7 protein-coding genes are annotated in these 12,911 nt (G+C 65.8%); all 7 read right to left on the bottom strand.

The window, feature by feature from the left end:
* Positions 1 to 6 precede the first annotated feature (6 nt).
* A complete protein-coding gene (fusA, locus tag BX283_RS24115; protein WP_101389596.1) occupies positions 7 to 2,133 on the bottom strand; it encodes an elongation factor G in 2,127 nt (708 codons plus the stop codon).
* Between the two features lie 39 nt (positions 2,134 to 2,172).
* Entirely contained in the window at positions 2,173 to 2,643 is a 471-nt protein-coding gene (gene rpsG / locus BX283_RS24110) for a 30S ribosomal protein S7 (protein ID WP_101389595.1), read from the bottom strand.
* A 2-nt stretch (positions 2,644 to 2,645) separates the two neighbouring features.
* Positions 2,646 to 3,017 (bottom strand): 30S ribosomal protein S12, encoded by a 372-nt coding sequence (rpsL, locus tag BX283_RS24105; protein ID WP_007265893.1) that lies wholly within the window; start codon positions 3,015 to 3,017, stop codon positions 2,646 to 2,648.
* Positions 3,018 to 3,549: 532 nt separating this feature from the next.
* Positions 3,550 to 7,449 (bottom strand): DNA-directed RNA polymerase subunit beta', encoded by a 3,900-nt coding sequence (locus tag BX283_RS24095; protein ID WP_101389594.1) that lies wholly within the window; start codon positions 7,447 to 7,449, stop codon positions 3,550 to 3,552.
* A 96-nt stretch (positions 7,450 to 7,545) separates the two neighbouring features.
* Positions 7,546 to 11,031, bottom strand: coding sequence for a DNA-directed RNA polymerase subunit beta (gene rpoB, locus BX283_RS24090; RefSeq protein ID WP_101389593.1), 3,486 nt, complete (start codon positions 11,029 to 11,031; stop codon positions 7,546 to 7,548).
* A gap of 604 nt (positions 11,032 to 11,635) precedes the next feature.
* Complete coding sequence (gene rplL / locus BX283_RS24080) at positions 11,636 to 12,022, bottom strand: 50S ribosomal protein L7/L12 (RefSeq protein WP_101389592.1); 387 nt, start codon at positions 12,020 to 12,022, stop codon at positions 11,636 to 11,638.
* Between the two features lie 110 nt (positions 12,023 to 12,132).
* Positions 12,133 to 12,663: a 50S ribosomal protein L10 gene (rplJ, locus tag BX283_RS24075; RefSeq protein ID WP_067163131.1), complete on the bottom strand. Its 531-nt coding sequence runs from the start codon at positions 12,661 to 12,663 to the stop codon at positions 12,133 to 12,135.
* Positions 12,664 to 12,911 lie beyond the last annotated feature (248 nt).

Raw genomic sequence — 12,911 nt, 5'->3', positions numbered from 1 at the left:
GAAGAGTTACTCGCCCTTGGCCTTCGCGATGATCTCCTCGGCGACGTTCCGCGGAACCTCGGCGTAGGAGTCGAACTGCATCGAGTAGCTTGCGCGACCCGAGGTCTTGCTGCGGAGGTCTCCGACGTAGCCGAACATCTCCGAGAGGGGCACGAGGCCCTTCACGACGCGAGCGCCGCTGCGCTCCTCCATGGCCTGGATCTGGCCACGGCGGGAGTTGATGTCGCCGATGACTTCACCCATGTAGTCCTCGGGCGTGGTGACCTCGACGGACATCATCGGCTCGAGGAGCACGGGCGAAGCCTTGCGCGCGGCCTCCTTGAAGGCCTGCGAACCGGCGATCTTGAACGCGAGCTCGGAGGAGTCGACCTCGTGGTAGCCACCGTCGAGAAGGATGACGCGGACGCCAGTCATCTCGTAGCCGGCCAGGATGCCGAACTGCATGGCCTCCTGCGCACCCGCGTCCACCGACGGGATGTACTCCCGGGGGATGCGGCCACCGGTGACCTTGTTCACGAACTCGTACGACGCCTCGCCGCCCTCGATGGGCTCGATCGCGATCTGCACCTTGGCGAACTGACCGGTACCACCGGTCTGCTTCTTGTGGGTGTAGTCGTGACGCTCGACGGTCTTGCGGATCGTCTCGCGGTACGCGACCTGCGGCTTGCCGACGTTGGCCTCGACCTTGAACTCGCGACGCATACGGTCGACGAGGACGTCGAGGTGGAGCTCGCCCATACCACCGATGATGGTCTGGCCGGTCTCCTCGTCCGAGTGCACCTGGAAGGAGGGGTCCTCCTCCGCGAGACGCTGGATGGCGACACCCAGCTTCTCCTGGTCACCCTTGGACTTGGGCTCGATGGCGACCTGGATGACCGGCGCCGGGAAGTCCATGGACTCCAGGATGACCGGGTTCTTCTCGTCGCACAGCGTCTCACCGGTGGTGGTCTGCTTCAGGCCCATGACGGCGACGATGTCGCCGGCGCCCACCGCTTCGATCTCCTCACGCTTGTTCGCGTGCATACGGTAGATCTTGCCGATGCGCTCCTTCTTGCCCTTGACGGAGTTCAGCACCGAGGTGCCGGCCTCCAGGCGACCGGAGTAGATCCGGATGAAGGTGAGCTTGCCGAGGTGCGGGTCGCTCGCGATCTTGAACGCGAGGGCCGACAGCGGCTCGTCGTCCGACGGCTTGCGCTTGACGACGACCTCGGCGTCCTTGACGTCGTGGCCCTCGATGGCCTCGACGTCCAGGGGCGAAGGCAGGTAGCGCACGACCGCGTCGAGCAGGGGCTGAACGCCCTTGTTCTTGAACGCGGTGCCGCAGAAGACGGGGGTCACCGTGGTGTCCCCGCCCTTGCCGGACGCGATGGTGATACGACGGACCGCGGCGTACAGCTGCTCCTCGGTGGGCTCGACGCCCTCGAGGAAGAGCTCCATGATCTCTTCGTCGTTCTCCGCGACGGTCTCGACCAGCTTGCCGCGCCACTCTTCAGCGGCCTCGGTGTGCGTGGCCGGGATGTCGACGACGTCGTACATCTCGCCCTTGGTCGCTTCCGCGGACCAGACCAGGGCCTTCATGCGGACCAGGTCCACAACGCCCTTGAAGTCGGCCTCGGCACCGATCGGCAGCTGCATCACGATCGGGGTCGCGCCGAGGCGGTCCACGATCATGTCGACGCAGCGGTGGAACTCGGCGCCGGTGCGGTCGAGCTTGTTGACGAAGCAGATGCGCGGCACGCCGTAACGGTCGGCCTGACGCCAAACCGTCTCGGACTGCGGCTCCACACCGGCGACACCGTCGAACACGGTGACGGCACCGTCGAGGACGCGGAGCGAACGCTCCACCTCGACCGTGAAGTCCACGTGACCCGGGGTGTCGATGATGTTGATGGTGTGGTCGACGTCCTCGAGCGGCCAGTGGCAGGTCGTCGCGGCGGACGTGATGGTGATGCCGCGCTCCTGCTCCTGCTCCATCCAGTCCATCGTGGCAGCGCCGTCGTGGACTTCACCGATCTTGTAGGAAACACCGGTGTAGAACAGGATTCGCTCGGTGGTGGTCGTCTTGCCCGCGTCGATGTGGGCCATGATGCCGATGTTGCGCACCTTGGCCAGGTCAAGCGAAGTGGTAGCCATATCGGCTCAGTCTTCTCTCGGTCTCGATGTGGGTTGCGACTACCAGCGGTAGTGCGCGAAGGCCTTGTTGGACTCGGCCATCTTGTGCGTGTCCTCGCGCTTCTTGACGGCCGCACCGAGGCCGTTCGAGGCGTCGAGAAGCTCGTTCATCAGGCGCTCGGTCATGGTCTTCTCACGACGGGCGCGGGAGTAACCCACGAGCCAGCGGAGGGCCAGGGTCGACTGGCGACCCGGCTTGACCTCGACGGGAACCTGGTAGGTCGCGCCACCGACACGGCGGGACTTGACCTCGAGGGACGGCTTGACGTTCTCCAGCGCGCGCTTCAGCGTGATGACCGGGTCGTTGCCCGTCTTCTCGCGGAGGCCTTCCATGGCGCCGTAGACGATGCGCTCGGCGGTGGAGCGCTTGCCGTCCAGCAGGATCTTGTTGATCAGCGACGTGACAAGAGGAGACTGGTAGACCGGGTCGATGATGACCGGGCGCTTCGGGGCGGGGCCCTTACGAGGCATTCTTACTTCTCCTTCTTGGCGCCGTAGCGGCTGCGGGCCTGCTTGCGGTTCTTGACAGCCTGGGTGTCAAGCGCACCGCGGATGATCTTGTAACGAACACCCGGCAGGTCCTTCACACGGCCACCACGCACGAGCACGATCGAGTGCTCCTGCAGGTTGTGTCCCTCACCCGGAATGTAGGCCGTGACCTCGATGCCGGAGGTCAGACGCACACGCGCGACCTTCCGCAGCGCCGAGTTCGGCTTCTTCGGGGTGGTCGTGAACACACGCGTGCAGACGCCGCGACGCTGGGGCGAGGCCTCAAGCGCGGGCGTCTTCGTCTTCTCGACCTTGTCCTGCCGGCCCTTCCGGACCAGCTGCTGGATCGTAGGCACTACTTCTCCGGTTTCTGTGTGCCGTTGGTGAAACTAACCTGGAACGTCGCCGACCCACGCGGTCGGGTGTGTCGAATACTGCGGAGTCTCGCCGTGGGAACGGAGAGGCGCAGATTGCGGTGGCCGTATCTGGCTCGTCCTGCGGACGTAGGCACGCAGGGGAGCCCAGGCACACCCCAGGCACAAGGTCTGAGCGTACCTACCTCATCGACTTGGGTCAAAACAAATACCCACGCGCGGGACACCCCACGGACCCCCTGAGACGAGTCTCACGCCCCGGGCCCGGCCCCGGGCAGTTCGGCAACCCGGGAGGGCCTCCCGGGGGCGGGGGCGGGCCGCTGGGCGGCCCTGGGGGCCGCGGGGCGGCTTCTGTGCGGTCGTGCGGGGCGGCGGGGGGCTCGCCGAAGGAGTTCCTGCCGGGCTCCCCCGCCGTCGCGAGCCGCCCGCTGACGCCTCCCCCGGATACGCCGAAGGGCGCCCACCCCGTGCGAAACGGAGCGGGCGCCCTTCGGTTCAGACGTAGACGTACGCCTTACTGGTTGTACGGACCGTAGTCGTAGTCCTCCAGCGGAACGGCCTGGCCGGAGCCCGTGCCGAACGGCGAGTAGTCGATGTCGTCGTAGCCGACGGCCGAGTACATCGCGGCCTTGGCCTCTTCGGTGGGCTCGACCCGGATGTTGCGGTAGCGGGACAGACCCGTACCGGCCGGGATGAGCTTACCGATGATGACGTTCTCCTTGAGGCCGATGAGGCTGTCGGACTTGGCGTTGATCGCCGCATCCGTCAGGACTCGGGTCGTCTCCTGGAAGGAGGCGGCCGACAGCCAGGATTCCGTCGCCAGCGAGGCCTTGGTGATACCCATCAGCTGCGGACGGCCGGAGGCCGGGTGGCCACCCTCCGTCACGACCCGACGGTTCTCGGTCTCGAACTTCGAGCGCTCGACGAGCTCGCCCGGCAGCAGCTCCGCGTCGCCGGACTCGATGATCGTCACGCGGCGCAGCATCTGCCGGATGATGATCTCGATGTGCTTGTCGTGGATCGACACGCCCTGCGAGTTGTAGACCTTCTGGACTTCGCCGACCAGGTGGACCTGGACCGCGCGCTGACCGAGGATCCGGAGCACGTCGTGCGGGTTGGTGGCACCCACGGTGAGCTTCTGGCCCACCTCGACGTGGTCGCCCTCGCCCACCAGCAGACGGGCACGCTTCGAGATCGGGAACGCCGTCTCGTCGCTGCCGTCGTCCGGGGTGACGACGATCTTCTTGGTCTTCTCGGTCTCCTCGATACGGACGCGGCCGGCCGCCTCCGAGATCGGGGCGACACCCTTGGGCGTACGGGCCTCGAAGAGCTCGACGACACGGGGCAGACCCTGGGTGATGTCGTCACCGGCCACACCACCGGTGTGGAAGGTACGCATCGTCAGCTGGGTACCGGGCTCACCGATGGACTGGGCGGCGATGATGCCGACCGCCTCACCGATGTCGACCAGCTTGCCGGTGGCCAGCGAGCGGCCGTAGCAGAAGGCACAGGTGCCGACGGCCGACTCACAGGTCAGGACCGAGCGGGTCTTGACCTCCTCGACGCCCGCGTTGACCAGCGCGTCGATGAGCACGTCACCGAGGTCCACGTTGGCCGGCGCGATGACCTTGCCGTCGACGACGACGTCCTCGGCGAGCATGCGGGCGTAGACCGAGGTCTCGACGTCCTCCGTCTTGCGGAGCACACCGTCCTCGCCCTTGACCGCGATCTTCAGCTTCAGGCCGCGGTCGGTGCCGCAGTCCTCCTCGCGGATGATCACGTCCTGCGAGACGTCCACCAGACGACGGGTCAGGTAACCCGAGTCGGCGGTACGCAGAGCGGTGTCCGCCAGACCCTTACGGGCACCGTGCGTGGAGATGAAGTACTCCAGAACGGTGAGGCCCTCACGGAAGGAGGCCTTGATCGGACGCGGGATGGTCTCGTTCTTCGCGTTCGACACCAGACCACGCATACCCGCGATCTGACGCATCTGCATCATGTTTCCTCGGGCACCCGAGTCAACCATCATGAAGATGGGGTTCGTCTTCGGGAAGTTCGCGTTCATCGCCTCGGCAACCTCGTTGGTCGCCTTGGTCCAGATCGCGATGAGCTCCTGCGTGCGCTCGTCCTTGGTGATCAGACCGCGCTCGTACTGCTTCTGGACCTTCTCGTCCTGCGCCTCGTAGCCCGCGACGATCGCCTTCTTGGCCTCGGGGACCACGACGTCGGAGATGGCCACGGTGACACCGGAACGGGTCGCCCAGAAGAAGCCCGCCGCCTTCAGGTTGTCGAGCGTCGCCGCCACGATGACCTTGGGGTAGCGCTCGGCCAGGTCGTTGACGATCTCGGAGAGCTGCTTCTTGCCCACCGAGTAGTCGACGAACGGGTAGTCCTCGGGCAGCAGCTCGTTGAAGAGCGCGCGGCCCAGGGAGGTGCGCAGACGGAACGAGTCGCCCTGCTGCCAGGTCGTCTCGCCCTCCTCCTCGACCGGCGGGGTCCAGCCGCGCGGCGGGACGGTACCGATCGGGAAGCGGATGTCGATCGGCGACTGCAGCGCCAGCTCGCCGGCGTCGAACGCCATGATCGCCTCGGCCGTGGAGCCGAACGCGCGGCCCTCGCCCTTGGTGTCACGGAGCTCGCCGTCGGTGGTGAGGAAGAACAGACCCAGGACCATGTCCTGCGTCGGCATCGTCACCGGACGGCCGTCGGCGGGCTTGAGGATGTTGTTCGAGGACAGCATCAGGATGCGGGCCTCGGCCTGCGCCTCCGCGGAGAGCGGCAGGTGCACGGCCATCTGGTCACCGTCGAAGTCCGCGTTGAACGCGGTGCAGACGAGCGGGTGGATCTGGATGGCCTTGCCCTCGACCAGCTGGGGCTCGAAGGCCTGGATGCCGAGGCGGTGCAGCGTGGGCGCACGGTTCAGCAGAACCGGGTGCTCGGCGATGACCTCTTCGAGGACGTCGTAGACGACCGTGCGGCCGCGCTCGACCATCCGCTTGGCGCTCTTGATGTTCTGCGCGTGGTTCAGGTCGACCAGGCGCTTCATCACGAACGGCTTGAAGAGCTCCAGCGCCATGGCCTTGGGCAGACCGCACTGGTGCAGCTTCAGCTGCGGACCGACGACGATCACGGAACGCGCGGAGTAGTCCACACGCTTACCGAGAAGGTTCTGACGGAATCGACCCTGCTTGCCCTTCAGCATGTCGCTGAGGGACTTCAGCGGACGGTTGCCGGGGCCCGTGACCGGGCGACCGCGACGGCCGTTGTCGAAGAGGGCGTCGACCGCCTCCTGGAGCATCCGCTTCTCGTTGTTCACGATGATCTCGGGGGCACCGAGGTCGAGCAGACGCTTCAGACGGTTGTTGCGGTTGATCACACGGCGGTACAGGTCGTTCAGGTCGGAGGTCGCGAAGCGGCCACCGTCCAGCTGCACCATCGGACGAAGGTCCGGCGGGATGACCGGCACGCAGTCCAGCACCATGCCCTTGGGGCTGTTGCTGGTCTGCAGGAACGCGGAGACGACCTTGAGGCGCTTGAGCGCACGGGTCTTCTTCTGGCCCTTGCCGGTACGGATGATCTCGCGGAGGCGCTCGGCCTCCTCGTCGAGGTCGAAGGTCTCCAGGCGCTTCTGCAGGGCAGCGGCACCCATCGAGCCGTCGAAGTACGTGCCGAAGCGGTCACGCAGCTCGCGGTAGAGCAGCTCGTCGCCCTCGAGGTCCTGGACCTTGAGGTTCTTGAAGCGCGACCAGACCTCGTCCAGACGGTCGATCTCGCGCTGCGCACGGTCGCGCAGCTGCTTCATCTCACGCTCGGCACCCTCGCGCACCTTGCGGCGCACATCGGCCTTGGCACCCTCGGCCTCAAGCTCGGCGAGGTCCGTCTCGAGCTTCTTGGCGCGGGCTTCGAGGTCGGAGTCGCGGCGGTTCTCGATCTGCTGACGCTCGACGGAGACGTGCGCCTCCAGCGACGGCAGGTCGCGCGTACGGCGCTCCTCGTCCACGAACGTGATCATGTACGCGGCGAAGTAGATGACCTTCTCGAGGTCCTTCGGCGCGAGGTCGAGCAGGTAGCCAAGGCGCGAGGGGACGCCCTTGAAGTACCAGATGTGGGTCACGGGAGCGGCAAGCTCGATGTGGCCCATCCGCTCACGGCGCACCTTGGCGCGGGTCACCTCGACGCCGCAGCGCTCACAGATGATGCCCTTGAAGCGAACGCGCTTGTACTTGCCGCAGTAGCACTCCCAGTCCCGGGTCGGACCGAAGATCTTCTCGCAGAAGAGTCCGTCCTTTTCGGGCTTGAGAGTGCGGTAGTTGATGGTCTCCGGCTTCTTGACCTCACCGTGGGACCACTGACGAATGTCGTCAGCAGTGGCGAGGCCGATCCGCAGCTCGTCGAAGAAGTTGACGTCGAGCACTTGTCGTCAATCCCTCTTTCGGGGTCGATTCTTCAAGATGGTCTGAGGGGGGTCCGGGGACGACCGGGGCTTCTTACGAAGCCCCGGTCAGACCCGTCAGACCTCTTCGACGCTGCTCGGCTCGCGCCGGGACAGGTCGATACCGAGCTCCTCCGCAGCGCGGAAGACGTCCTCGTCCGTGTCGCGCATCTCGATGGACATACCGTCCGAGGACAGCACCTCCACGTTGAGGCAGAGCGACTGCATTTCCTTGATGAGCACCTTGAAGGACTCGGGAATGCCGGGCTCGGGAATGTTCTCGCCCTTGACGATGGCCTCGTAGACCTTCACACGGCCGGTCACGTCGTCGGACTTGATGGTCAGCAGCTCCTGGAGGGCGTAGGCGGCGCCGTATGCCTCCAGCGCCCACACCTCCATCTCACCGAAGCGCTGGCCACCGAACTGGGCCTTACCACCCAGCGGCTGCTGGGTGATCATCGAGTACGGACCGGTCGAGCGGGCGTGCAGCTTGTCGTCGACCAGGTGGTGCAGCTTCAGGATGTACATGTACCCGACCGAGATCGGGTCCGGGAACGGCTCGCCGGAGCGGCCGTCGAACAGGTTCGCCTTGCCGGACGGCAGGACCAGGCGGTCGCCGTCGCGGTTCGGGATCGTGGCCTCGAAGAGACCGGCGATCTCGTCCTCGCGGGCACCGTCGAAGACCGGGGTCGCGACGTTGGTGCCGGGGGCGACCTGGTCGGCGCCGATGGCCTGGAGGCGCTGCGCCCACTCGTCGGCGAGACCGGAGACGTCCCAGCCGCGGCTGGCGAGCCAGCCGAGGTGGATCTCCAGGACCTGTCCCGGGTTCATTCGGGACGGGACACCGAGCGGGTTGAGGATGATGTCGACCGGGGTCCCGTCCTCGAGGAACGGCATGTCCTCGATGGGCAGGATCTTGGAGATGACACCCTTGTTGCCGTGACGGCCGGCGAGCTTGTCACCGTCCGTGATCTTGCGCTTCTGCGCCACGTAGACACGAACCAGCTGGTTCACGCCCGGCGGCAGCTCGTCGCCCTCTTCACGGTCGAAGACGCGGACGCCGATGACCTTGCCGGTCTCGCCGTGCGGCACCTTCAGCGAGGTGTCACGGACCTCGCGGGCCTTCTCACCGAAGATCGCGCGCAGCAGGCGCTCCTCCGGCGTCAGCTCGGTCTCACCCTTGGGCGTGACCTTGCCGACGAGGATGTCGCCGGCGACGACCTCGGCACCGATACGGATGATGCCGCGCTCGTCGAGGTCGGCGAGGACCTCCTCGGAGACGTTCGGGATGTCCCGGGTGATCTCCTCGGGGCCGAGCTTGGTGTCACGGGCGTCGACCTCGTGCTCCTCGATGTGGATCGAGGAGAGGACGTCGTCCTGCACGAGGCGCTGCGACAGGATGATCGCGTCCTCGTAGTTGTGACCCTCCCACGGCATGAACGCCACGAGCAGGTTCTTGCCCAGCGCCATCTCGCCGTTCTCGGTCGCCGGACCGTCGGCGAGGACCTGGCCCGCGATGATCCGCGCGCCCTCGTCCACGACGACCTTCTGGTTGACCGAGGTGCCCTGGTTGGAGCGGGAGAACTTGTGCAGGCGGTACGTGGTGTACGTACCGTCGTCGTTGGCGATGGTGATGTAGTCCGCGGAGACCTCCTGGACCACACCGTCCTTCTCGGCCTTGAGCACGTCACCGGCGTCGGTGGCGCAGCGGTACTCCATGCCGGTGCCGACGAGCGGGGCCTCCGACTTAATCAGCGGCACCGCCTGACGCATCATGTTCGCGCCCATGAGGGCACGGTTGGCGTCGTCGTGCTCGAGGAAGGGGATCATCGCGGTCGCGACCGACACCATCTGGCGCGGCGAGACGTCGATGTAGTCCACCTCGGCCGGCGGCACGTAGTCGACCTCGCCGCCACGGCGGCGGACCAGGACGCGGGCCTCGGTGAGCTGGAGCTCGTCGTTGAGCGCGGCGTTGGCCTGCGCGATGACGAAGCGGTCTTCCTCGTCGGCCGTGATGTAGTCGACCTCGTCGGTGACCTGGCCCTCGACGACCTTGCGGTACGGCGTCTCGATGAAGCCGAACGCGTTGACGCGGCCGTACGAGGCGAGCGAACCGATCAGACCGATGTTCGGGCCTTCAGGGGTCTCAATCGGGCACATACGGCCGTAGTGAGACGGGTGCACGTCACGGACCTCGAAGCCGGCCCGCTCACGGGAGAGACCACCCGGGCCGAGCGCCGACAGACGGCGCTTGTGGGTGAGACCCGACAGCGGGTTGTTCTGGTCCATGAACTGCGACAGCTGGCTGGTGCCGAAGAACTCCTTGATGGAGGCGACGACCGGCCGGATGTTGATCAGGGTCTGCGGCGTGATCGCCTCGACGTCCTGGGTCGTCATCCGCTCGCGGACGACACGCTCCATACGAGCCAGACCCGTACGGACCTGGTTCTGGATGAGCTCGCCGACGTTGCGCAGACGACGGTTGCCGAAGTGGTCGATGTCGTCGGTCTCGACGACGATGTTCCGACCCGACTCGCCGACCGTCTCGGTCTCGCCCGCGTGCAGCTTGACCAGGTACTTGATGGTCGCGATGACGTCGTCCGTGGTGAGGACGCCGGCGTCCAGCGGCTCATCCGCGCCGAGCTTCTTGTTCACCTTGTAGCGGCCGACCTTCGCGAGGTCGTAGCGCTTCGGGTTGAAGTAGAGGTTCTCGAGCAGCGTCTGAGCGGCCTCGCGCGTCGGCGGCTCGCCCGGGCGCAGCTTGCGGTAGATGTCGAGCAGCGCGTCGTCCTGGCCCTGGGTGTGGTCCTTCTCCAGGGTGGCGCGCATCGACTCGTACTCGCCGAACTCCTCGAGGATCTGCTCGGTGGTCCAGCCGAGAGCCTTCAGGAGGACGGTGACGGACTGCTTGCGCTTGCGGTCGATGCGGACACCGACCATGTCGCGCTTGTCGATCTCCATCTCGAGCCAGGCACCCCGGGACGGGATGATCTTGGCCGTGTAGATGTCCTTGTCGGACGTCTTGTCGATGTTGGAGTCGAAGTAGACACCCGGCGAGCGCACCAGCTGCGACACCACGACACGCTCGGTGCCGTTGATGACGAAGGTGCCCTTGTTGGTCATGAGCGGGAAGTCGCCCATGAAGACCGTCTGGGACTTGATCTCGCCGGTCTCGTTGTTGGTGAACTCGGCCGTGACGAAGAGCGGGGCCGCGAACGTGAAGTCGCGCTCCTTGCACTCGTCGATCGAGTTCTTCGGGGGCTCGAAACGGTGGTCGCGGAAGGTCAGCGACATCGACCCGCTGAAGTCCTCGATCGGGGAGATCTCCTCGAAGATCTCCTCCAGACCGGACTTCGTGGGGACGTCCTGCCCGTTCTCGAGAGCGGCCTCGACGCGAGCCTTCCAAGCGGCATTGCCGAGCAGCCAGTCAAAGCTCTCGGTTTGCAGCGCAAGGAGGTTCGGAACCTCGAGGGGCTCCTTGATCTTTGCAAAGGAGATGCGCAGCGGGGCGGTGCTGGCGCCGTTGTTCGTATTGGCGGTCGAGGCGTTGCGCGAGGCGGCCAAGAGGGGGTCCTTCCGAGGGCTCGGACTCACTACGCGCGTACCGGTCCCACGAGGGCACAGAGAGAGACGTTTCCTGATTGAGGCTGAAAGGCCAGGTCAGGGCAGTTCAATCAACGATGCTCAAGCGAGGGCATGCCCCTGGTGACGGGCAGGGGGCAGCTAACAGGCAGCGCAAAGGGTCAGTGTAGCCACTCGGCCCACTGATGTCCAGGGCGGATTTTTCGCGACCCTCATTGTTCTTCTCAGTACCTCGGCAAGCCACGCGCCGTGACGGCGCACATCGATACTGCCCTCTTCGCCGTCGATCCATGCCTCGGATCCGGATCGTTGTGACGACGCGTCCTGAGAATTGCGCGCTGCGTGCGGTTCGTCAAGACCCCTCAGCTCCGCGGAGATCGCTCCGTTACGGCTCGTGTGGCTACGAGGCGTACAAGGGGCGTACGGCGATGATCACCATACTCCCTGTCGTCCCCCACGCAAGGCAGCCGTCACGGCGACGCCGGGTACGCCGAAGGGCGACCACCCGAATGGATGATCGCCCTTTGGTGTGTGCGCGTTACACGTCCGTGGACGTCACGCACTGAGAGTCAGAAGACTCACAAGGTCACTTGACCTCGACGGCCGCACCGGCAGCCTTGAGGGACTCGGCAGCCTTGTCAGCGGCCTCCTTGTTGACCTTCTCGAGGACCGGCTTCGGGGTGCCGTCGACGAGGTCCTTGGCCTCCTTCAGACCCAGCGAGGTCAGCTCACGCACGACCTTGATGACCTGGATCTTCTTGTCGCCGGCGCCGGTGAGGATGACGTCGAACTCGTCCTTCTCCTCGACCTCGGCGGCGGCACCGGCGCCCGGGGCACCCGGGGCGGCAACGGCGACGGCCGCGGCGGCGGTGACGTCGAACTTCTCCTCGAAGGCCTTCACGAACTCGGAGAGCTCGATGAGGGTCATCTCCTCGAACTGGGCGAGGAGGTCGTCCTGAGAGAGCTTCGCCATGATGGGCGATCCTTCCACTAATTCGGCAATGCCGAGATGTATCGAATGGCGGGCGTAACGGCCCGCTACGACCCGCGCACTAGGCGGCGCGGATCAATGCGCGAGCCGAATTACTCGGCACCGCCCTGCTCGGCCTGCTTGGCACGGAGCGCGTCCACGGTGCGGACGAGCTTCGACGGCAGCGCCTGGAAGAGCGAGGCAGCCTGGGACTGCTTGCCCTTGAACGCACCGGCCAGCTTGCTGAGCAGAACCTCGCGGGACTCGAGGTCCGCAAGCTTCTTGATCTCATCGGCGGACAGCGCCTTGCCATCAAGGACACCGCCCTTGATGATCAGGTTGGGGTTCTCCTTGGCGAAGTCACGAAGACCCTTGGCCGACTCCACCGGGTCACCGGTGATGAAGGCGGCACCCGTCGGACCAGTGAACTGGTCGTCGAGCGAGGTGATCCCGGCGTTGTTGGCCGCAATCTTGGTCAGCGTGTTCTTCACCACGGCGTACTGGGCGTTCTCACCGAGCGAACGACGCAGCGTCTTGAGCTGCGCCACGGTGAGACCCCGGTACTCGGTCAGCACGACGGCGTTGGAGCTGCGGAACTTGTCCTCAAGCTCGGCTACGTCGGCAGCCTTGTTGGGCGTCGGCATAGTGCGTCGGCCTCCTTCCGGGTGATGAGGACCGCTCAAAAGGGGCCGCGACATAAAAAACGCCCCGGCGCAAGTGCACGGGGCGTAGCTCGACCGGAACGAGTCCGGGAACTTTCCACAGTCACCTGCGCGGGTCGTCCGCATGCAGCGGAACCTTCGGCCACCGCCCCTCCTTACGAAGGCACGGCAACGACCAGCGGTCTTTGGCTTCTGTGGAAGCGTACGTGAAGGGTGGCGGATCGAGCAAA

It is taken from the genome of Streptomyces sp. TLI_146, from assembly GCF_002846415.1.
GTDB lineage: Bacteria > Actinomycetota > Actinomycetes > Streptomycetales > Streptomycetaceae > Streptomyces.
Note: the sequence above shows the minus strand (reverse complement) of the source record. Positions and strands in the feature narration are given on the sequence as shown.